Raw genomic sequence first — 20679 nt, forward strand, 5'->3', positions numbered from 1 at the left:
GGCCTTGCCAAGGCCGGAGTGTTTAACTATCTTCCTCACCTCTTATCACCGATGGCTGAGTAGCTCAGTTGGTCAGAGCAGTGGAATCATAATCCACGTGCCGGGGGTTCAAGTCCCTCCTCAGCCACCATTTTTCAAGCCGCGCATGCGGCTTTTTTTGTAGCTGGAGATCGTTATGAACTGTTCATTCTGCGGAAGATCTGAAGACGAGGTCGATGTGATTGTTGCGGCCACCGAGCAGAATGTGGCGATCTGCGATGAGTGCGTCGAAATCTGCAATCAGGTCATTGCCGAGGAGCGCGCGAAAGCGAGCGAATAGATTCGCCCTCCACATAGACGTCTTCGATCACGGCCCGGCCGTTGAGAATCCGCACATCCACCCAGCAGTCGCCCCGGCGCGAAGCGTCCGCAGCGATTCTTTCCGCCCGCGGGGCTTTGTCCTCCTCCATATAAAACCGGTTGAAGGGAAGCTGCAGCCCAACCTTGCAGGTTTCTGAGTCGCGGACCGCGGTGTATCCGCCGCGCGTCCGGGTTTTCAGGTAGGCGGAGGATTCAGGGATTTCCTGCAAGCCTTCGGTGAACCGGGCATAGCCGTCCTCATCCACCTCAATGGCGGCATAAATCCGCTGCTTTCCGCGGAAGTCCGCCGCTTTTTCTTGCGGGACCGTGCAGTAGTCATCCTGGATCTGCAACCGGACAAAGCGCCCCTGGAACGGATCGGCCGGATCGATCGGCCGGGTTTTAAAGCTGAATCGCTCGCCGTCGCGCAGCACTTTTTCGCGGTTGAGTATCATGCGGACCGGCACAGCCAGCTGAATGAACACGGTGAGCAGCAGGACGAGGAGATAGATTTTCTTCATGATACCGCCTCCTGTTGTTTTTTGCGTTTCAGTATCACCCCGTTGGCCGCGAGAAAACTGAAGCCGAGCAGGATGAAGATGATGCCGCGCGCGACGAACGAAAAGCGGTGGTCGAAGAAGCGCGTGATCAGCAGGAGCGATACCACGGCCATGCCGCCGTTGAGCTGACGCAGCCGGACGTTGCGGCAGCCGAGCACGATGTAGAGGATGCCGAAAAACAGCATGAAGCCGTTAAAGATCAGCCCGCTGGCGGTCGCAGCAGAGGTTCCGCCGGAAACACCGAACAGGAAGCAGAGTATACCAAGGACTGGAAATGCGGCGGGCACGAGGGTTTCGGTGGTGCGGGTTCGGATGGTGCTGAAAGTTGCGGCCAGCCAGATGAGGATAAAGACCAGCGTGATGGATATGTCGAAGGTTTGGCCCCACGGTTTGTAGTTCCAGCTGTGCCGGACATAGCTCCATCCGATGTCGTCCCAGAAATAGGTCCAGGTGAACAGATAGCTGAGCAGGGCGATTCCGATGATGCCGACGGTTTTGGGAGGATTGCTCCAGCCCTCTTCGCTGCCGTACAGTTTCAGCCCGGCCAGCGCGATGCCGCTGAGCAGCGCCGAGTAGGCGACGATCCAGAGGCCCGGCACCGTCTTTTCAAAAACCACGCCGGTGGAAATCAGTACCGCAATCAGCAGTCCGTAGAATGAGATGAGGGTGTCGGGCGCGTGGCGTTTGACCTTGATCATGCCCCAGAGTTTTCCAAGGGCCGGAAGCAGCAGCAGCCAATAGGCTGCCGCCTGGCCGAGATCGGCCTGGGCGGCGACGGACCAGCCGCCGATGAGCCCCAGGTAAATCAGATAGGCCCCGGTGGAGCTGAGCAGAAACTGCAGCGGAAGGGCCAGCAGGGCCCAGGTGAGCATGAAGTCGGGGGCGTCGCCGGGCAGATGATAGGTCTGGCCGATGAGGGCAATGGATGCGCCCACCATGAGCGAGTGGAAAATGCCGGCCGCTTCCCGCAGGGCGGGGCCGTCGCTTTTCAGCAGGGCGGCCGTGCTCAGCAGCGCCCCGGCAATCAGCGGGCAGAACGACAGTACGGCGCGGGCGGGGCGGCTCAGATCGTCCCAGTTGTGCGCAAAGAGCAGAATGATGCCGCTCCCGATGAGCAGGGAGCCGAGTGCGGCAAACGCAATGACCGCCCAGTGCAGGCCGCTCACGGTCTGGGTCCGGTAGTAGGATTTGATCCGCCCCGCGGTTTCGGCCGAAATTACATCGGCCTTTTTCAGGATGGGCAGTTCCTTTTCCAGCCATTGGATATTTTTTGATGAGACTTTTCGCATAATCCGCTCCTTGGCCTAGGCACTGATCCGCTCAAGGCGGGCGGATTTCCTGAGGTTGGTTTTAAAGGTGTCCCGCCGCCATCCGGTGAATGCCTCCGAATAGAGTTTTACACCAAGCTGCCGGAATCCGCTCGTTAATTCTTCGGCGGTCATATTCCGCGGCCGGAAGTTCAGATCGAACAGGGTGCACTTCCGCCAGTTGGTCGGTTCGATCAGCCGGTGCTCCTGTTTGAGCTGTTCATACAGCGGCGTGCTGGGGAAGGCCGTGAGGATCGTGATCTGGACTTCATAGAGTTCAGTCTCTTTCACAAACGTGAAGATGTCATCAAACACCGCGGAGGTCTGGCCGTCGAGCCCGACAATAAAACAGCCGTTCACCGTGATGCCGTGCGACTGAATGGACAGAATTGCTTTTTTATATGCTGCGAATCGGCCGCGCTTCCAGTTGGCGTTGATTTCCAGATGGTCCAGCGGGCCGGGCGTCGGACTTTCAAGCCCGATCAGCACCTGGGCGCATCCGGATTCCCGCATCAGGCGCAGCAACTCGGGATCTTCGGCGACGGACAGGTCGGTTTCAGTAAACCATTTGATGCGCCGCTTTTTCAGTTCGGGCAGCAGCGCCTTCCAATAGGCTTTATTCACAAAGCTGTTGTCATCCGCAAACTCGATGAACGGGTGGGGCCAGATGGCGCAGATTCTGTCAATCTCCGCCAGCACCTTCGCGGCCGGCTTCTGCTTATACCGGTTGCAGATCAGGTTGGAACCGGCGCAGAACGAGCAGTTATGCGGGCAGCCCCGGCTGGTCTGCACCGTGAGGCGGTTATACTTTTCGATGTCCAGCAGCTCAAAGGCGGGCATCGGGGCATCGGCCAGATCAAAGTCGAGGCCGCGCGCATCGTAAAACACCTTGAGTTTTCCCTGTTCCGCATCGGCCAGAATCTCATGCCATACCGGTTCCCCCTCGCCGATGACCACCGAGGTGCAGAATTTACGGGCCTCATGCGGCCGGGCGGTCACGTGCGGTCCGCCGATGACGGTCGGCACGCCCATGGCCCGGTAACGTGCGGACAGTTCGTAGGCTTCGTTGATCTGTGCGCTGAAGCTGGAAATCGCGACCAGGTCGAATTTTTTCAGTTCGTTCGGCTCGGCGGTGATATCCGGCACTTCCATATAGCAGACGTCATGATGTGATGGGGTCATGCCCGCGAGGGTCAGCAGGCCGAGGCTGGGCAGCGAAGCAATCTGTTTGCTGCGTTCGACAAAGCCCGGGAGGGTGAGTCCGAGTTCAAGCAGTTCGGGGTCGCAGGCCCGAATGCCGCTCATGGCGATGAATGCAATTTTCATGGTGTGGCTCCTTTCTGGAACGTAGACGAAGCTTCAAGCTTCGTGGTGGAAATTGGGGATTCCTGCTGGGAGTGCATGACGGAGGAGGATGCTCCGTCTACGTGAATGATGAACAGAATGATGGCAATCAGGACGGCGCCGGCGGGAATGAAAAACAGGTGCCGGAACGCCGGTTTGAAGGCGCTGAGGTAGCAGACCGTCGGCATCATGACCGCACCGGCCATCATCAGAACGGATGAAGCGCCGGGGTTCAGGTCCAGTGCACGGGCGGTAAGCCCGAGCCCGAGATTCAGGAAGCCGATGCCGAAGAACGAAATGTGAGCCAGCCTGATCAGGCGCCTCGGCCACGAGGTATAGCCGCCCAGCCAGTCCGGCCGGTGAAAAAACAGGCCGGGAATAGCGCCGGAAACCGCTCCGAGCGCAAAGCCGATCCATGCTGCCGTGATATTGATCATGCCGGGCCTCCGGGGGGCTGTTTGGTTGGAGGGTGCTCAATGGAGCAGGATGATTGGCCTGCGGTGAAGCGGCCGGATTCCAGAAAGAGGACGGTCTGCTCAATCACCGTCCGGTTCCACATCATCGTGGCGTGCGTGGTGTGGAGCTGGAGGTAATCGGTGTAGGCGGCAGGTTTCACCCGGGCAAGCGCGACCTTGCCATCGTCCGGGCCGGGAATCAGCATGGAGAGAATCGGGTTGATCGAGCGGTCGCCCGCCACAATGCCCAGTTCAAACTCCGGAGCCTTCAGCCGGAGCGGGTGGCCGTTGGTACCCAGCTGATTCCCGGCCGGACCGTTGATCCATTGATAAAGAAAGACGCCGCCGAGTTTATCGGTCACCTCGCTGCCGCGGCTCGGCGGTGCCAGCATGACGACTCTTCCAAGGTTTGGAAGATCGTGGTCTTCCAGGTATTCGCGCAGAATGATCCCGCCCATGGAATGGGTCACAAAATGCACCCGTGCGGCCGGACAGATCTGCGGTTCCAGGGATTGGAAAATATCGGCCGTCAGTTTTTCGATGGTTGCGGAGGTTGAAGGATAGTCGTGATTGATGACGGTATACCCCTCGGCCGTCAGTTTTTTCTCCAGCTTGTTCATGGCTTTGGACGAACGGGCGAGCCCGTGAAGCAGCACGACGGTTTCCTGTTTTTTCACACTTGCGCAAGTGTGAAATCCGGGGGTTCCATACAGAAGAAACGCGGTCATAATCAGAATTCCGGTCAGCAGAATAATTTTCATGATGCCCTCACGGTTTTATAGACGGACTGGAGATCGAGTTTACCGGTTCCAAGGGTTGGAAGTTCCGGCAGGTGGAAAAAGTTGGCGGCGCGCGGAATCCACAGGTTCGGAAGGCCCAGGTTCCGGAGTTTGGAAATCAGGTTTTCCGGATCGCCGGCGGCCGGGGTAATGCAGACGGCGAGCTGTTCGCCTTTGGCCCGGTCTTCGACACCGACCACCGCGACGCACGGCTCCTCGGATTCGGCCACCTGCTGCAGGGCTTCCTCGACGGCTCCGTGCGGAACCATCTCGCCGCCGATTTTACTGAAGCGCGAAAGGCGGCCGCTGATGCTGACGTATCCGCGCGGGTCCATGGTGGCGATATCGCCGGTGTTGTACCATCCGTCCTGCAGGACTTCGGCGGTTTTTTCCGGCTGGTTCAGATAGCCCTGCATGACATTGGGGCCCTTGATCAGCATGAGACCTGCTTCGCCGTCGGCCAGCGTTTCGCGGGTTTCCGGGTTTACGATACGCACGGCGACGCCCGGCAGCGGCTGGCCGGCGGCGCCGGCGCGGTATCCGTTTTTCAGGCTGAGCAGGGCTACAGGCGAAAGCTCGGTGCATCCGTAGCCCTCCAGCGGCTGGAGATCAAATTTTGCTTTAAACGCGTCGGCCACATCGGTGCGCAGTTTTTCGCCGCCGGTGATTACATGTTCCAATGATTGGAAATCTTCGGCGGCCGCTTTCCGGGTGTAGGCCTGCAGGAAGGTCGGCGTGGCCAGCAGGGCTGTCAGCTGTTCTTCTTTAATCAGTCGGATTACGCGGGCGGTCTGCAGCGGGTTGGGGTGATAGGCCGTGCGGATGCCCTTGAGCAGCGGCCACCACATCAGGCCCAGATAGCCGAAGGCATGAAACAGCGGAAGGATGGCGCACATGGAATCTTTTTTGGTGAAGGCCTGAACCGCCTGCGTGGATTCCACGTTCGAGAGAATGTTGGCGTGGCTGAGCATGACGCCCTTCGGCATACCGGTGGTGCCGGAGGAAAAAATGATGGTGGCGAGGTCGCCCGGCTGCGGTTCGCGTCCGCCGGCCAGGTGCTGCGGTGAGGCGAACAGCGCGGCGCGGAGGGCGCGGAACTTTTCAACGCGGCCCAGGTTTTTCAGCAGGTCTTCGAGGTAGATCCGGCGTACCGGAAGGTCCGGGGCCCCGGTTTTCTGCAGGAAGCGGCGCGACGTGATGACATATTTTATTTTTGCCTGTTTCACGGCCGAGACCTGGGCGTCTGCAGATGCGGTCCAGTTCAGGTTAACGGCGGTTTTTCCGGAGAGGGTCAGCGCCAGATTTGCCAGCACATTGCCCACGGAGGTCGGCAGGAAGATGCCGATGTTCTGGTGATTTTTTATCTGCGGTTTCATGCGGTTGGCCAACGCAACCGATCCGGTCAGCAGTTTGCCATAGGTTGCTTTCTGTCCGAGCGTGTCGGAGATGATCGGCCGGAACCAGTTGCGGCGGGCCTGGGCGATGAATTTATGAGCCAGCGTATTGCCGGGTTTCAGGCTTTGTTCGGTGGCATAGTTGGCGCCGAGTTCGGCGATCACGCAGCGGGCTTCATCGGCCGGAGTGTCGGTCGGCAGGGCCTGGCCGAAACGCACTGAGACCGGGCGGGGGAACTGCTCCGGTTTACGGAGGCCCGGCTTGCCGTTTTTAAAGCTGAAGATGCTGCCCCAGATATTTCCGATATGCGCCGGAATAATCGGGCATCCGCTGTTGCGGGCAATCTTTTCGAACCCCTTGTTGAATTTCATCAGGTTGCCGTTGGTGGTCAGGGCGCCTTCCGGAAAGACGCCGACGATGGCGCCGGCTTCCATGGCTTCGCGCGCTTCTTTTAGCGACCGGGCGAGGGCGCGCGGTCCGTCGGAGGTATGAATCGGAATGCAGTCGGTGAGTTTGAAGAAGGGGTAGGCCCATTTCCAGGTTTTGAACACATCGCGCGACATGACAAAGCGGATCGGGCGGCCGGTGGCGGCCTGCAGCAGCAGGGCATCGGCATAGGCGGTGTGGTTGCAGATCAGCAGGGCGCCGCCTTCGCGCGGCAGATTTTCCAATCCCTGGAAACGGATTTTATAGAGGCGGTTCACCAGGCGGATCAGCCAGAAGCGCGTGAAGAAGCCCGGCAGGCGCAGGCAGGCGATTACAGCCGGCACTGCGGCGATCAGTCCGGTCACAAGCACGCAGCCGCGGGCGTTCATGTGGAAAACGTTGGTGAGCAGATAAAAGAGGCCGGAGGCCGCCACCATGGTGGAGAAACTCAGAAAATCGGTGGCTCCGAAAACCGCGCCGCGTTTATCGGCCGGAACGCGCTGCTGCAGGAAGGCGTTGAGTGGAACCAGATACATGCCGCAGCCCATGCCCAGGAAAACAATCCATCCGCCGATTACGATAGGGCCGGTTGCCAGCGAAAGGCCGATGGCGCTGAGCATCACACCCAGGGCACCGACCGGAATCAGGCCGATTTCAATCGTGTGCTTCGACAGTTTTCCGGTCAGCAGCGCGCCGAGTCCGATGCCGACGGCGGCCAGCGGGAAAAGCATCGGTGCGCGCTCCACGGTGAGGCCGAGGGCTTCGCGGCCATAGAGCACGAGGGTCTGCTGAAACAGGGCGGTGATGCCGCCGAAGAGCACGAGGCCGAGCATGGCCTGCTTGGCCCAGTTGTCGGTTTTGATCGATTTAACCGCATGCACAACATCGGGAATAATCCACGGCGAGGTGTGGCGCGTTTTTCCAAAGGCCGGAACGTCGGCCATTTTATAGGAAGCAAAGGCACCGGTCAGGGCCAGCGCGGCGCAGACTGCCAGCACCAGCAGGGGGCTCAGCCCGAGATAACCGACCATCAGCGCGGGCAGCGCAGTGCCCAGAATGATGGCAACATAGGTGGCGGCGGTGAGGAAGCCGTTGGCGCGGGAGAGCTCTTCGTCGTTCACCAGTTCCGGCACAATGCCGCGTTTGGCAGGACCGAAGAGGGCACTCTGGGTGCAGAGCAGAAAGAGCAGCGCATAGACCGGCCAGACCAGACCGGAAATCAGGGTGGGAACCGAGATGGCCAGCAGCTCGACTTCCATCCATTTGCTGACGATGATGATGTTTTTCTTGCTGAACCGGTCGGCCAAAGAGCCGGCGGCATTGGAGAAGAGGATAAAAGGGATAACGAAGAGTGCTGAGCAGATGGCGATGACGGTCGGCAGGCTCTGATCGCCCAGCAGGGAAACCAGCACGATGACCGCCGTCATCTTAAAGGCATTGTCGTTAAAGGCCCCGGTGGCCTGACTGATATTTAACCATTTGAATGTATTTTTCATTTCCGCTCCTGAAGGTTGGTTGTTCAACAACTCCCCTTAATGCACAGGGTGTGCCAGCGGAATTCGGATTGGTGTAAGTGTATGTATACATGCGAATAACGAATATCGGCTTGTTTTATATATTTTTGTATGTGGACATTAAATGCATGATGGATATACATACTACGTATGGATAAAAACTTTTTTAAAATGGTATCGCAGGCGGCGTTCAGTAATCCGTTCGGCGAAAAACGGGTGGATATTGACCGGCAGATTGTCGGGGCGGACGAGACAGCCGACTGGCATTCCATGCTTCAGCCGCTGCTGACGCGGCTGGAGGAGGAGATCGGGCAGCTCAGGGAATCCGGGGAGCTTGTGATTGACCGGGACGGAGGCGAAGAGGTCCGGGCGGTGGGCGTCAGTATTCTGTTCCACATTTTCCATCGTTACATGGATCAGTTCGACCGGCTGATCGAGGAGCAGATCGCAGCGGGTGATGAATCGCTGCGCGCACCTTTTGCCTTCCAATGTCTGGAAGACCTGACGGGGTTCGGCTTCGGGCGCGAGGATGCGCGGCGGTATGTGGCGATGTTTTATCAGATCCGGCGCGCCTATTATTTTATTTCAACCGGCCTGGTCGGGGAATCCCCGGCGATGAAGCAGCTGCGGGCCCGGCTCTGGGATAATATTTTTACGCACGAAATTGCGTGGTATGAATCGTGTTTATGGAACCGCATGGAAGATTTTTCCACGCTGCTGCTGGGCGAGACCGGGACGGGCAAGGGCGCGGCCGCGGCGGCGATCGGTCGGTCGGGCTATATTCCGTTTAATCCCCAGGCGCAGAAGTTTGAGGAGAGTTTTACCCGCGCGTTTGTTGCGATCAACCTGTCGCAATATCCGGCCGCGCTGATTGAGTCGGAGCTGTTCGGGCATCGGAAGGGCGCGTTTACCGGGGCGATCGAAAAGCATGAGGGTATTTTTTCGCGGTGCAGTGCCTACGGGGCCATTTTTCTGGATGAAATCGGAGATGTGAGCATTCCGATTCAGATCAAGCTGCTGCAGGTGCTGCAGGAGCGCACCTTCTCGCCGGTGGGCAGTCACGAAAAGCTGCGCTTTAACGGGCGGGTGATTGCCGCCACCAACAAATCCATCGACGAACTGCGGAAGGCGGGCGAGTTCCGGGATGATTTTTATTATCGGCTCTGCTCCGACATCATCACGGTTCCGCCGCTGCGCGAGCGGATCCGGCAGACACCGAAAGAGCTGGAAATGCTCGCCGGACATCTGATGGAGCGGATCTGCGGGGCGGACCTGAAATTTCCAATCCTTGGAAAACTCAAGGAGGACGTGGGGCGCAATTATGCTTGGCCCGGCAATGTCCGTGAGCTGGAGCAGGCGATCCGCAGGGTGATGATTACGGGGTCGTATTCGGGCGATGCTTCCGCAGATTCCCCTGCCGATGAGGGACTGGAGCAGGCGATGGTTTCCGGCAGCCTGACGGCCCGGGAGGTGGTTGAAACATATTGCCGGGAGCTCTATGCCGTCTATGGAAACTACGGGGAGGTGGCCCGCCGCACCGGCCTCGACTGGCGGACGGTGAAGAAGAATGTGAGTGCATAAAAAAAGCCCGTCGTGATGACGGGCTTTTCTGCATTCAATCGCGAGGATTGAATTATGCGCCGAGCTGGTAGCGGATGTAGCGTTTCACCGTGATGGTGTCGCCCAGTTCTTTGCCTTTTTCTTCCAGCAGCTTGGTGATGGAGACTTTGTCTTCTTTAACAAAGCCCTGCTCCAGGAAGCAGATCAGGCTGTAGAATTTGTTCGCCTTGCCCTTGAGGATGCCTTCCATGATATTTTCCGGCTTTCCTGCGAGCTGTTTGCGGGCGATGTCCATTTCTTCTTCCAGCATTTCGGCCGGAACTTCGTCGCGGTTCAGGTAGGCCGGAGCAGCCGCTGCAACGTGCAGGGTCAGGTCCTTGGCCAGTTCCTTATAAACCGGAGACGCTGCGGTTTCTTCTTTTTCGAAACCGAGTTCGAGCAGAACGCCGACCTTGCCGCCCATGTGGATGTAGGTGGCGATGGCGCCGATGCCTTCCACGTCCCATTTGACGTTGCGGCGAAGCTGAATTTTTTCGCCGATCGAGGCGATTTTTTCTTCAACTTTATCTTTCACGTCTTCGGCCATTTTGTCGGATTCGTGATTCAGTGCGTCGAGGCGCATTTCTTCAACAAACGCCTGGAAGTCTTCGTTACGGGTAACGAAGTCGGTTTCGCAGTTGATTTCGAGCATACCGGCCGATTTGGCATCGTCGGCGACGAGCGAGGCGACCATGCCTTCTTTAGCTTCTTTGGAGGCGCGTTTGGCGGCAACGGCCGCGCCTTTTTCACGAAGGATTTTAACGGCTGCATCAAAATCACCGTCGGTTTGTTCGAGGGCTTTTTTGCAGTCGTTGATGCCCATGCTGGTGGCATCGCGAAGTTCTTTAATCATTGAAGTGGTAATAGCCATTTCTTAAGTCTCCTGAAAGTTAGTCTTCTTTTTTCTCTTCAGATTCTTCAGCGGCAGCTTCCGGAGCTTCTTCGGCTTTCGGTGCTTCTTCGGCTTTCGGAGCTTCTTCGGCTTTCGGTGCTTCAGCTTTCGGCTCTTCGGCTTTAGCTTCTTTTACTTCTTCAGCCGGAGCAGCGGCTTCCGCTTCGGCCTTTTTGGCTTCGTCGGCTTTTTTCTTCTGCTCTTTGATTTTCTTCAGCACTTCTTCGCGCTTCTTCTTATCTTCGGCTTCTTTTTTCTGGCGCTCTTCGCGTGCAGCTTTAGCTTTTGCGCGTTCTTCGGCTTCAGCGGCTTCGCGTTTTTCGCGCTCAGCTTTGGCTTTGGCGGTGTATTCGGCATCGGCGGCTTTCATGGTCTCGCCGAGTACTTCGCAGATCAGGCCGATGGAGCGAAGTGAGTCGTCGTTGCCCGGGATCGGGTAATCCACGAGGTCCGGATCCGCATTGGTATCAACCAGGGCTACAATCGGAATGTTCAGACGCTTGGCTTCCGCCAGGGCCAGACGTTCACGCTTGAGGTCAACCACAAAAAGGGCACCCGGCTTTTTGTCCATCTGGGCAATACCGGTCAGGTTGCGTTCCAGTTTGTTGAGCTCGCGGCGAAGTACGGAAACTTCCTTTTTCGGCAGTTTGTCCATGGAACCGTCTTTTTCCATCTTCTGCAGTTCACGCATACGGCTTACCGAAGAACGGATGGTTTTATTGTTGGTCAGCATGCCGCCGAGCCAGCGATGTACTACGTAGGGCTGGTTTGTATCTTCGGCACAGCCCTGGAAAATTTCACGAGCCTGTTTTTTGGTGCCGACGAACAGAATTTTTTCGCCGCGCAGAATGACATCGTTCAGGAAGGTTTTCGCCAGCTCCAGCTGGGACATCGTTTTATTCAGGTCGATGATGTAGATCCCGTTTTTCGCGCTGTGGATATAGCGCTTCATTTTCGGGTTCCAGCGTTTGGTCTGGTGACCAAAGTGCAGACCTGCATCGAGCAGATCCTGTACAGACACAGTCTTAGTGAATGAATCAGCCATTTTGCCTCTCCTTATAGTTTACTCTATTTAGTTAAACAATCCGCTTTGACATGCCCGAGGCGCGGGCAGCCTTCGCTTCTAACCGGTACTTCCGGTTAATTAAGCCGCGCAATATACGGATGCGCTCAGGCTTGGGCAAGGGGTTTTTGGCGGTTTTTTGACGAGTGAGGGCTCTGCGTCGGTACGTGATGAGCAGGATCGGGCCGGCGGTGCAGGGTCGCGAGGTCGAGGACCTCGACTGCAGGGCCTGCAGAGCGGGGGCCGTGGCGCCGCCGGGGTGCAGGGATTTTTTGGTAAAAGGATTCAGTATTAAAACATCTTTGAGCGTGACGGGAATTTCAGCATACGAATCATCTGGGAATAAAACTAAAAGAGTACGATATTGTTGGTGTAGAAAACGGTGCAGATCGCTATTTATTAGCGAAGCCGGCCAACAGGACGCGAAAACCATGACCGAATCTGAAAATCACTCCTTCACCAACCGCCTGATTCATGAAAAAAGCCCGTATCTGCTGCAGCATGCGCAAAATCCGGTGGACTGGTATCCGTGGGGCGATGAGGCGTTTGAGGTTGCGAAGGCCGCGGATAAACCCATTTTTCTTTCCATCGGATATGCGACGTGTCACTGGTGCCATGTGATGGAGCATGAATCGTTCGAAAATGCTGAAATTGCCCAACTGATGAACGAGGCGTTTATTTGCATCAAAGTCGACCGCGAGGAACGGCCCGATATTGATCACATATATATGAGGGTCTGCCAGATGATGACCGGGCAGGGGGGCTGGCCGCTGACGATTATGATGACGCCTGATAAAGCCCCTTTTCATGCAGCAACGTATGTGCCACCGGCTCAGCGTCATGGACGGATGGGGATGAAACAGTTGGTGCAGCGAATTTCCAATGTCTGGAACAATCAGCGTAAGAAGGTGCTCGAGTCCGCCGGGCAGATCACCGATGTGCTTACACAGCAGCAAGGGGAGGGCGACGGATCGGAACTGGAGCCCGGGTTACTGGAGGCCGGTTATCATGAACTGATGAATCAGTATGATAAGCCGTTCGGCGGTTTCGGACTTCAGCCCAAGTTTCCTTCGCCGCACCGGCTGTTTTTTCTATTGCGTCAGGGAAAAGCGGAGGGTGTGGCTGCGGCCGAGCACACGCTTTCGGCCATGCGGAAAGGCGGAGTGTTTGATCAGGTCGGCTTCGGCTTTCACCGCTATTCAACGGACCGGAGATGGCTTTTGCCGCATTTTGAAAAAATGCTCTATGATCAGGCGCTACTGGCGATGGCTTATACCGAGGCCTATGAGTTGACCGGGAAACCGTTTTATAAGCAGGTGACCGAAGAGATTCTTGAATATGTGATGCGCGACATGACGGTGCCCGATGAGCCATCCCGCCATTCGGGGGGCGCATTTTATTCGGCGGAGGATGCGGACTCTGAAGGTGAAGAGGGGCGGTTTTATATTTGGACCGCGGAGGAGATGAAATCAGTCCTCGGTGACGATTATCATTTTGTTTCCAAGCATTGGAATGTGAAGGATAGCGGTAATTTTCGTGATGAAGCTTCCGGTCAGCAGCGTCCCGAGAATATTCCGTATTTATCTGAGTGGTTGTCCGATGAAGATGCTGTGCGGATTTCCGAATCCCGGAAAAAGTTGTTTGCGGTTCGTGAGAAACGGATTCATCCCTTAAAAGATACCAAAGTGCTGGCGGACTGGAACGGACTGATGATTGCTGCGTTGGCCAAAGCCGGCCGCGCATTCGGGACGGAGCACTATATTCGGGCTGCTGAGCGCGCGGCGACTTTTATTGCTGCGGAAATGCAGAGTGAAGACGGCAGACTTCAGCATCGCTGGCGGGAGGGGCATACGGCGGTACCGGGGCAGCTGGAAGATTATGCCTTTATGATTTTCGGTTTGCTGGAGCTCTATGACAGCACACTGGATTTCCAGTATCTGGAAAAGGCTCTGAATTATCAGACGATTCTTGATGAACACTTTGCTGATGATGCGGGGGGCGGATATTTTATGACGGCTGACGATGCCGAAGCACTGATAGTTCGGCCGAAGGAGCTGTATGACGGTGCAATTCCTTCCGGAAATTCTGTGCAGTTGTATAATCTGCTGAAACTGGCGAGGCTGACCGGTAATCCGAAACTGGAGCAAAAGGCATTGAAAACCGGAGCGGCGTTCTGCGGCGTGATTGAAAGGTCACCTTCCAGCTTTGCCCAGGCTCTGACCGCACTGCAGTTTGCGGTCGGAGAAACGGTTGAGGTCGTAGTTGTGGGGGGTAAGGAAGAGGCCCGACCGATGATTGAATACCTGCATTCGGTTTATCAGCCGGGCAGAGTGATGCTGCACAAGGACGCAGACCATGCGGATCAACTTGCCGTGATCGCTCCGTTTACCAAAGAACAGCAGATGATCGATGGGAAACCGACAGTTTATATCTGCCGGAATTTTGCCTGCGAAAAACCGGTTAATACGCTTGAGGAACTGAAAGGGCGGATTACAGCGATGCGTAGGAATCCTCGTAGGTCATGAGGAAGTTGAAGGCGAGATCGTCCTCGGAAAAGCCTTCATACATCATACTGGTGACACGAGTTTCGGTATCCATCAGCTGGGTTTCGGTCATAACCAGTTCCATGCCCACTTTATCGGGGGAATACAATCCGGAAAAGAGGCCCAGCAAAATGACAACGGAGGCGGCAAGCGGAATAAGCTGTCGGGTTCCAGGTATTGGAAGCCGAAATCTTTTCTTTTCGGGCACATTTTTTCGCGCTTCCCGCAGCACATTCTGCATCACAGTGGCCGAGGGTTCCGCTTCCAGGCTGTGGAAATGGGGTTTTGATTCGATGAGAGCAAACTGGAATTCGCGGCATGGTTCGCAATCGTGCAGATGCGCGGCGAGCTCGTTTGCGCGTTTTTCCGGCAGTTCGCCGGAGTCCTGTAACAGCATATATTTTTCAGCATCGTGACACTTCATGACATGGCCTCCTGAAGTTCTTCATATTCGTCCTTTAATATAGAACGTAATTTGCCCAATGCATATTGCATCCGGGCTAAACAAGTATTGATCGAGCACTTTTGCAGCCGGGCGATTTCCTTAAACGAAACGTTACCGTACATTCGGAGCATAAAGACTTCTTTCTGTTCCGGAGAAAGGGTGCTTACGGCCTGCTCAATTCGGCTGCCCAGCATCGTTCCGCCGGTTTCTTCTGCCGGGGTGATGCCCGGAGCGGCCAGATGGTCTTCCAGCGTGGAATTGCCATCGTCCCCGCCAGCTCCGCTCTGCATCGAGACATTTTTTCTGTTCCGGCGCGCACGGTCGATAACCAGATTGTGCGCAATACGAAAGAGCCAGTTGAGAAAGTTCTTATGTTTGAACTTATGTACGTTTTTGAGGGCCCGGAACCAGGTTTCCTGAAAAATCTCGTCGGCGTCTTCGCGGCCTTCAGTCATTTTCAGAATAAATGAATAGAGCGGACGTTTATATTTTTCCACCATCGGCGCGAGTGCATCTGCATCGCCGCCAAGATAGGCTTTTATACAATCAATGTCCGAAATATCCATAATGCGAAACGAGTACTGCGTATTGCGTTAATCTGCAAATCCAACCGATAAACGGACCATGCGCTAATCTATTGCAGAAATTCTGAAGTAATTTTTCCGGAGATGGGATCGTTTTCCATGCGGATCGCGACACCGCGTTTATCTTCGATCTCAATTTCAAACTTTTCGCACTGTCCATTCGGGAAGAAACGGATCAGGCAGAGGTCAGGATATTCATCGTCCTCTTCCGTCCATTCCTTGTCGAATTCGCGGACTGTGAGTCCTTTAGGAAGAATTTTATGGACTTCTTTTTCAATGCCTGCAGTTTCGTCGGAGGTGCCTTCCCCGTCTTTATAGCCCAGCCGTTTCAGGATATCCTGATCGATTTCGCCATCGGCTGAGTTGGTTTGAACCAGCTCGCCGCCGAGAAAGATTTCCATGGTTTCCTGGTTCAGCACAATCGTCATCATTTCTTCGCGCATAATCGCCATGCTTCGCGCATAGCGGCTCATGCGGCTGATGGTACGGGCGGTGGTTTTCAGACCGGCCCCTTTGATTGTTCCCGAAAAATAAGGCAGTGAAACACCGGTAATGATGGCGACAATCACAATGACAAGCATCACCTCCATAAGGGTGAATGCCCGTCTGCTCAACTGGGTGTGCTTCGGCAACGGGATCAATCCCAGTTGTTCGCCGATGCCTTTCCATCTTCCGAGGTGCAGGAGATGTCGAAGGTGTGCGTGTTGTGTGAACCCGGGGCCTGGTAGACAAAGGGTTTTCCCCACGGGTCTAACGGAATCTTTTTCTTCTGCAGGTACGGGCCGCCTTTGGATTCATCCAGCAGGCCGTCCAGACTGCTTGGATAGGTTCCATTGATGATTTCGTACTGCTGAACGGCCATTGAGAGCGTTGCAATGGTAGACTTCGCAGCATTCAGGTCGGCCTGCTGTTTTTTTCCGCCGATATTCAGTCCGTTCATCGTGACGCCGGCAATAATGCCCAGAATCACTACCACCAAGATCACTTCAATCAGGGTGAATCCCGATTTTTTATTCAGATGTTTTTTTTTGCTCTCATCCATTTTCATTTCTGCTCTCCTTTAATCAAAATCCACTCAGCGTATCCGTGAGCGTTAATACCGGCAGCATCAGGCAAATGGCCATACCACCGACGACCGCCGCAACCGCTACAATCAACAGGGGTTCCAGTACCGTTGTACACGTTTTAACCAGCTGATCCAGTTCAGAGTCATACCGGCGTGTGATGTGAGAAAGGGCGTTGGGCATATCCCCGGTTTCCTCCCCGACTGCCAGCATATCGGTCAGCAGACGTGGAAATATCTTTCCCTGAGCCAGCGGTTTGGAAATGGTGGCTCCATCGGTAACTTTATCGCGTGCGCGGCCCACCTCGTCGGCAATAATGACATTGTCTATCGTTTTCTGGACAATGCCCATTGCGGGCAATACGGCCACGCCGTTATGCAGCAATGTACCGAAGGTCCTGGAAAAATGAGCGTAGGCATTTGCGCGGATAATGGCTCCCATGATCGGGATCCGCAGCTGCAGCCGGTGCCACAGCGTTTTTCCCTGCATGGTTTTCAGCCAGCGTTTCAGGAAAATAATCAGCAGGACCATAACGCCCAGCACTGCAAGTCCGTATCTCAGGGTGAAATTGCTCATGGTCATGAGGACCTGGGTCGGGCGGGGGAGTTCGGCCCCCATTTCCTCAAAAGTATTTGCAAAACTCGGTACAATGTAAATCATCAGCCCGATCACGGCGAGACCGCCGATGGTCATGACGATGGCCGGATAAATCAGCGCGGAGATCACTTTGCCCCGGGCTTCGTGTACGCGTTCGTAGTGAACACAGATATTTTCCAGCGCTCCGGGCAGATTACCCGATGCCTCACCGGCACGGACCAGATTGACATAAAGGGAGGAGAAGGTTTCCGGGTACATTTCCAGGGCATCGGAGAGCGAGGTGCCCTGCACAATTTCATCGCGCAGAGTGTTTACAATCCGGCCGACGGCACTTTCATCTTTGCGGGCCGCGAGGGTGTGCAGTGCCCGTCCAATGGTCATCCCGGAGGCCACCAGATCCGAGAGCTCGCGTGAAAAGAGCAGCAGATCCTGCAGTTTCATCCGCGGTTTGCGTTTGAAGCCCAGCTGGAAATTCAAGCCTTTTCGGTCTTCGCCGCTCTCCTGCCGGTGTGTTTTGGTCGTTTCGGTGATGGAAACAGGAATGTGCCCCAGAGATTCAATCACGCGGACCGCACCGGAACGGTCGTTCGATTCGACCACCCCCTCAACGCGCTCGCCGCTTTTCGAGCGACCGATATATTTAAAATGTGCCATAGCAAGTTTCTGATTAACGGACCATTCGTGGAATTAATATGCAACAACCCGAAAAGAATAGAGAATGAAACGATTTTTTAAAGCCGCAAATGTAGACGATACGCGGGTCAGGCCCGGGGGTGAAACTGCTCGTGAATGGATTTCAGGCGGTTGGGGTCGACATGGGTATAGATCTGAGTGGTGGCGATGTCGGCGTGACCCAGCATTTCCTGGATCACGCGCAGAGGGGCACCGTTCTGCAGCAGATGGCTGGCAAACGAATGACGCAGGGTGTGCGGAGTGACATTTTTCATGATTCCGGCGTCTTTGGTATATTTCTTGATGATCTGCCAGAGGCGTTGCCGGCAGAGAGCGGTCTCGCGGCGCGAAACAAAAACATGCTGAAGATGCGGATTATCGCACAGCATTGGGCGCACTTCCTCCAGATAGACGTGCAGCATATTGGCCGAATTTTCAGCCACGGGAATGACCCGCTCTTTCCGGCCTTTCCCGATAACCCGGATGTAGCCGTCATCGAGGTGGAGCGATGGGAGCTGCAGGTTGGCCAGTTCTGAAACGCGAAGACCGGAGGCATAAAACATTTCAAGGATGGCTCGGTCGCGCACGCCGAGCGGTTTCCGCATATCCGGGGCACTAAGCAACAGATCGACCTCTTTTTCAGAAAGGGTGTCGGGCAGGATTTTCCAGAGTTTGGGAGAATCCATGGTATCCGTCACGTTTTTGTCGAGCAGGCCCTCCTGCTGGAGATATCGGAAGAATACTTTAATGGAAACCAGGTGTCGCGAAATGGAGTTGGTCGACATCCCTTTTGCTTTCATGGCCATCAGATGATCCAGCACCTGCTTGCGGCTGACCTGATTTAAGGATGAAAGACCTTTCCGGGTAAGAAAATCAAGAAACTGGCTGATATCATCGGCATAGGCTTTGCGCGTATTGATGCTAAGCCCGCGTTCCAGCGAAATATAATCGAGGAAAGATTCTAAGAAAGCGTTCATCGGGTCACTGTAGCCGCTTGTTGGCGGCTGAACAAGTCTGCGGGGTTCGGTTGACGAAACCGTGCGGTGCGGGATCGGATTTGTGATGAATGAGGTCGGGAACCACGGCCACCAAAAAAGGCCGCCAGATGCTGGCGGCCTTTGATGCGAGAAACCCGAGCAATTAAACGTTGAGCTCTTCGCCGGTGAGAAGCTTGTAGGCTTCCAGATATTTGGCGCGGCTCTGCAGGAGCACGTCTTCCGGAATGGTCGGTCCGGGCGGAGTTTTGTCCCAGTCGAGCGTTTCGAGGTAGTCGCGGACAAACTGTTTGTCGAACGAAAACGGCGAGGAACCCGGTTTATAGGAATCCGCCGGCCAGAAACGGGAGCTGTCGGGCGTCAGGACTTCGTCGATCAGGATCAGTTCGCCATCCACCATTCCGAACTCAAATTTGGTGTCGGCAATAATGATGCCCTTGGTGAGGGCATAGTCGGCCGCGGTCTGATAGAGCTCGAGGCTGACATCTTTCAGTTTATTCCCCAGCTCTTCACCGACAATTTCCTTCATCTGTTCAAACGAGATATTTTCATCATGGCCTTCGTCGGCCTTCGTGGACGGCGTGAAAATCGGTTCATCAAGTTTGCCGGCCATTTCGTATCCATCGCGCAGCGGCATTCCGCCGATGGTGCCGGATTTCTGGTATTCCTTCCAGCCGGAGCCGATGAGGTAGCCGCGGACAATGCACTCCACCGGGAGCAACTCGGCTTTTTTCACGAGCATGGAACGGCCTTTCAGCAGTTCTTTGTGGTCCTGGAGTTCCGGCGGAAAATCTTCAACATCGGTGGAGATCATGTGGTTTTTCACCACATCGCCGGTGCGGTCGAACCAGAATTTTGAAATCATGTTCAGAACACGGCCTTTATCCGGAATGCCGTCGGGCATCACAACGTCGAATGCAGAAATGCGGTCGGAAGCAACGAAGAGATACTGATCGCCGAGATCATAGACTTCGCGGACTTTACCGGATTTAAATTTTTCAATACCTGGAAGTTCAATTTTCGTAGCAGCTGGGGTCATTTTATCCTCCATCACGTTAGGGGTTCTTTAAAATTCGGGGCACTTTACGGGCCCTTGATTAGGGGTGCAACCCAAACCGGACTAAATGAGTAGTAAATAGGCACTTTACTACGGAATACGTGCTTCTTTTTTTATTTTACCAAATACGGGTTTGGCGGTCGGGGCAGGGGAACGTATATTTGAAGCAATTGACTTTAGGGATTCAGCATGATCGACCTGCACACACATTCCGTTTATTCCGACGGCACGAACACCCCGGCGGAACTGATTCAAATGGCCGAAAAAAGAGGCCTTGCCGCCATGGCACTGACGGATCACGATACCGTCGGCGGCCTCGAACCGCTGTTCTCTGCTGCAGAAAAAACAGCGGTGGAGGCGGTTCCGGGGATTGAACTCAGCGCCGAATGCGCAAAAGGAACCATGCATATTCTGGGTTATTTTTTCGACCACACGAATCGGGAGCTGCTCGAAAAAATCAATACCGTGCGCGAAGGCCGCGAAGAGCGGAATCAGGAAATTCTGAAACGGCTGAATAAACTGGGATATCGTCTGATGTGGACCGATGTGGAAAAGCAGGCCGGTGCCGATGTGGTGGGCCGTCCACATTTTGCTGAAGCCCTGATTGCAAAAGGTCTGGTGAAAAACCGTAAATCAGCCTTTGAACTTTTGCTGGCCAAAGGGCGTCCCGCTTACGCCGAACGCTACCGTTATACCGGCCGCGAATGTGTTGAGCTGATTCGCAAAGCCGGCGGAATTCCGGTGCTGGCACATCCGGCCACGATTTATCTGCCCGACGATCAGTTACGCGGTCTGATTATGGGGCTGGCGGAAGTCGGATTGGGCGGACTCGAAGTTTACTATGCCGAGCATCATCCCGAAAATATCAGGAAATTCAAACGCTGGGCCGATGAGCTGGGGCTCATCAGCACCGGCGGAACTGATTATCACGGAAAAAATACACCGGACCTCAAGCTCGGCACCGGATTCGGCCAGCTGCGCGTTCCCGATGAGGCGCTGGAGCGGTTGAAAGTCGCCGCCGGCAAATAACGGTTTCCGGATATACGAAT

General features: G+C 55.3%; 19 protein-coding genes and 1 tRNA gene. 5 read left to right on the plus strand and 15 right to left on the minus strand.

The window, feature by feature from the left end; translation table 11 throughout:
* Positions 1-53 precede the first annotated feature (53 nt).
* Positions 54-130, plus strand: a tRNA-Met gene (locus tag P9H32_RS07160).
* A 45-nt stretch (positions 131-175) separates the two neighbouring features.
* Positions 176-319: a ClpX C4-type zinc finger protein gene (locus P9H32_RS07165; protein ID WP_322608210.1), complete on the plus strand. Its 144-nt coding sequence runs from the start codon at positions 176-178 to the stop codon at positions 317-319.
* On the opposite strand, the gene P9H32_RS07170 is transcribed toward P9H32_RS07165, so the two are convergent.
* From P9H32_RS07170 to P9H32_RS07195, 6 genes are read right to left on the minus strand one after another with little or no spacing between them, the layout of a single operon-like run.
* Positions 285-860: a GDYXXLXY domain-containing protein gene (locus P9H32_RS07170; RefSeq protein WP_322608211.1), complete on the minus strand. Its 576-nt coding sequence runs from the start codon at positions 858-860 to the stop codon at positions 285-287. The two genes, P9H32_RS07165 and P9H32_RS07170, sit on opposite strands and share 35 nt — an antisense overlap.
* Positions 857-2188 (minus strand): DUF2157 domain-containing protein, encoded by a 1332-nt coding sequence (locus tag P9H32_RS07175; RefSeq protein ID WP_322608212.1) that lies wholly within the window; start codon positions 2186-2188, stop codon positions 857-859. The genes P9H32_RS07170 and P9H32_RS07175 overlap by 4 nt, the downstream gene beginning before the upstream one ends.
* Before the next feature lie 15 nt (positions 2189-2203).
* Positions 2204-3532, minus strand: coding sequence for a B12-binding domain-containing radical SAM protein (locus P9H32_RS07180; protein WP_322608213.1), 1329 nt, complete (start codon positions 3530-3532; stop codon positions 2204-2206).
* Positions 3529-3987 (minus strand): hypothetical protein, encoded by a 459-nt coding sequence (locus P9H32_RS07185; protein WP_322608214.1) that lies wholly within the window; start codon positions 3985-3987, stop codon positions 3529-3531. Before P9H32_RS07185 ends, P9H32_RS07180 begins: the two co-directional genes overlap by 4 nt.
* Entirely contained in the window at positions 3984-4766 is a 783-nt protein-coding gene (locus tag P9H32_RS07190; protein ID WP_322608215.1) for an esterase/lipase family protein, read from the minus strand. Before P9H32_RS07190 ends, P9H32_RS07185 begins: the two co-directional genes overlap by 4 nt.
* The gene (locus tag P9H32_RS07195; RefSeq protein ID WP_322608216.1) at positions 4763-8101 is read right to left on the minus strand and encodes an MFS transporter; all 3339 of its coding nucleotides are present in this window, start codon (positions 8099-8101) and stop codon (positions 4763-4765) included. The genes P9H32_RS07190 and P9H32_RS07195 overlap by 4 nt, the downstream gene beginning before the upstream one ends.
* Before the next feature lie 168 nt (positions 8102-8269).
* Here P9H32_RS07195 and P9H32_RS07200 point away from each other — a divergent pair, with 168 nt between their 5' ends.
* Positions 8270-9700, plus strand: coding sequence for a sigma-54-dependent transcriptional regulator (locus P9H32_RS07200; RefSeq protein ID WP_322608217.1), 1431 nt, complete (start codon positions 8270-8272; stop codon positions 9698-9700).
* A 52-nt stretch (positions 9701-9752) separates the two neighbouring features.
* Here the strand turns inward: P9H32_RS07200 and tsf are convergent, their stop codons facing one another.
* A complete protein-coding gene (gene tsf, locus P9H32_RS07205; protein WP_322608218.1) occupies positions 9753-10589 on the minus strand; it encodes a translation elongation factor Ts in 837 nt (278 codons plus the stop codon).
* A gap of 19 nt (positions 10590-10608) precedes the next feature.
* The gene (gene rpsB / locus P9H32_RS07210; protein WP_322608219.1) at positions 10609-11655 is read right to left on the minus strand and encodes a 30S ribosomal protein S2; all 1047 of its coding nucleotides are present in this window, start codon (positions 11653-11655) and stop codon (positions 10609-10611) included.
* A 449-nt stretch (positions 11656-12104) separates the two neighbouring features.
* Here rpsB and P9H32_RS07215 point away from each other — a divergent pair, with 449 nt between their 5' ends.
* The gene (locus P9H32_RS07215) at positions 12105-14198 is read left to right on the plus strand and encodes a thioredoxin domain-containing protein (RefSeq protein WP_322608220.1); all 2094 of its coding nucleotides are present in this window, start codon (positions 12105-12107) and stop codon (positions 14196-14198) included.
* Here P9H32_RS07215 and P9H32_RS07220 read toward each other — a convergent pair.
* The 7 genes from P9H32_RS07220 to P9H32_RS07250 all read right to left on the minus strand — a co-directional run bounded on the left by P9H32_RS07220 (position 14164) and on the right by P9H32_RS07250 (position 19612).
* Positions 14164-14640 (minus strand): hypothetical protein, encoded by a 477-nt coding sequence (locus tag P9H32_RS07220; protein WP_322608221.1) that lies wholly within the window; start codon positions 14638-14640, stop codon positions 14164-14166. The genes P9H32_RS07215 and P9H32_RS07220 overlap by 35 nt on opposite strands.
* Positions 14637-15227, minus strand: coding sequence for a sigma-70 family RNA polymerase sigma factor (locus P9H32_RS07225; protein WP_322608222.1), 591 nt, complete (start codon positions 15225-15227; stop codon positions 14637-14639). Before P9H32_RS07225 ends, P9H32_RS07220 begins: the two co-directional genes overlap by 4 nt.
* Before the next feature lie 68 nt (positions 15228-15295).
* Entirely contained in the window at positions 15296-15859 is a 564-nt protein-coding gene (locus P9H32_RS07230; RefSeq protein ID WP_322608223.1) for a pilus assembly FimT family protein, read from the minus strand.
* A 23-nt stretch (positions 15860-15882) separates the two neighbouring features.
* The gene (locus P9H32_RS07235; protein WP_322608224.1) at positions 15883-16293 is read right to left on the minus strand and encodes a type II secretion system protein GspG; all 411 of its coding nucleotides are present in this window, start codon (positions 16291-16293) and stop codon (positions 15883-15885) included.
* 16 nt (positions 16294-16309) lie between these two features.
* Positions 16310-17560, minus strand: coding sequence for a type II secretion system F family protein (locus P9H32_RS07240; RefSeq protein WP_322608225.1), 1251 nt, complete (start codon positions 17558-17560; stop codon positions 16310-16312).
* Positions 17561-17667: 107 nt separating this feature from the next.
* Complete coding sequence (gene xerD / locus P9H32_RS07245) at positions 17668-18555, minus strand: site-specific tyrosine recombinase XerD (RefSeq protein WP_322608226.1); 888 nt, start codon at positions 18553-18555, stop codon at positions 17668-17670.
* A gap of 163 nt (positions 18556-18718) precedes the next feature.
* Positions 18719-19612 carry a phosphoribosylaminoimidazolesuccinocarboxamide synthase gene (locus P9H32_RS07250; protein ID WP_322608227.1) on the minus strand — a complete coding sequence of 298 codons (894 nt, stop codon included), beginning with the start codon at positions 19610-19612 and terminating at the stop codon, positions 18719-18721.
* A 207-nt stretch (positions 19613-19819) separates the two neighbouring features.
* Between P9H32_RS07250 and P9H32_RS07255 the strand changes: the two genes are divergently transcribed.
* Complete coding sequence (locus P9H32_RS07255; RefSeq protein ID WP_322608228.1) at positions 19820-20659, plus strand: PHP domain-containing protein; 840 nt, start codon at positions 19820-19822, stop codon at positions 20657-20659.
* Positions 20660-20679 lie beyond the last annotated feature (20 nt).

It is taken from the genome of Pontiella agarivorans (assembly GCF_034531395.1).
GTDB lineage: Bacteria > Verrucomicrobiota > Kiritimatiellia > Kiritimatiellales > Pontiellaceae > Pontiella > Pontiella agarivorans.

What these genes read in the sequence shown, in the direction of transcription:
- P9H32_RS07165 (WP_322608210.1), top strand. Translation starts at nt 176, where the DNA reads ATGAACTGTTCATTCTGCGGAAGATCTGAAGACGAGGTCGATGTGATT.
- P9H32_RS07240 (WP_322608225.1), bottom strand. Translation starts at nt 17,560, where the DNA reads ATGGCACATTTTAAATATATCGGTCGCTCGAAAAGCGGCGAGCGCGTT.
- P9H32_RS07225 (WP_322608222.1), bottom strand. Translation starts at nt 15,227, where the DNA reads ATGGATATTTCGGACATTGATTGTATAAAAGCCTATCTTGGCGGCGAT.
- P9H32_RS07220 (WP_322608221.1), bottom strand. Translation starts at nt 14,640, where the DNA reads ATGAAGTGTCACGATGCTGAAAAATATATGCTGTTACAGGACTCCGGC.
- P9H32_RS07175 (WP_322608212.1), bottom strand. Translation starts at nt 2,188, where the DNA reads ATGCGAAAAGTCTCATCAAAAAATATCCAATGGCTGGAAAAGGAACTG.
- P9H32_RS07185 (WP_322608214.1), bottom strand. Translation starts at nt 3,987, where the DNA reads ATGATCAATATCACGGCAGCATGGATCGGCTTTGCGCTCGGAGCGGTT.
- P9H32_RS07255 (WP_322608228.1), top strand. Translation starts at nt 19,820, where the DNA reads ATGATCGACCTGCACACACATTCCGTTTATTCCGACGGCACGAACACC.
- P9H32_RS07250 (WP_322608227.1), bottom strand. Translation starts at nt 19,612, where the DNA reads ATGACCCCAGCTGCTACGAAAATTGAACTTCCAGGTATTGAAAAATTT.
- P9H32_RS07190 (WP_322608215.1), bottom strand. Translation starts at nt 4,766, where the DNA reads ATGAAAATTATTCTGCTGACCGGAATTCTGATTATGACCGCGTTTCTT.
- P9H32_RS07180 (WP_322608213.1), bottom strand. Translation starts at nt 3,532, where the DNA reads ATGAAAATTGCATTCATCGCCATGAGCGGCATTCGGGCCTGCGACCCC.
- P9H32_RS07195 (WP_322608216.1), bottom strand. Translation starts at nt 8,101, where the DNA reads ATGAAAAATACATTCAAATGGTTAAATATCAGTCAGGCCACCGGGGCC.
- P9H32_RS07170 (WP_322608211.1), bottom strand. Translation starts at nt 860, where the DNA reads ATGAAGAAAATCTATCTCCTCGTCCTGCTGCTCACCGTGTTCATTCAG.
- P9H32_RS07200 (WP_322608217.1), top strand. Translation starts at nt 8,270, where the DNA reads ATGGATAAAAACTTTTTTAAAATGGTATCGCAGGCGGCGTTCAGTAAT.
- P9H32_RS07235 (WP_322608224.1), bottom strand. Translation starts at nt 16,293, where the DNA reads ATGAAAATGGATGAGAGCAAAAAAAAACATCTGAATAAAAAATCGGGA.
- tsf (WP_322608218.1), bottom strand. Translation starts at nt 10,589, where the DNA reads ATGGCTATTACCACTTCAATGATTAAAGAACTTCGCGATGCCACCAGC.
- xerD (WP_322608226.1), bottom strand. Translation starts at nt 18,555, where the DNA reads ATGAACGCTTTCTTAGAATCTTTCCTCGATTATATTTCGCTGGAACGC.
- rpsB (WP_322608219.1), bottom strand. Translation starts at nt 11,655, where the DNA reads ATGGCTGATTCATTCACTAAGACTGTGTCTGTACAGGATCTGCTCGAT.
- P9H32_RS07215 (WP_322608220.1), top strand. Translation starts at nt 12,105, where the DNA reads ATGACCGAATCTGAAAATCACTCCTTCACCAACCGCCTGATTCATGAA.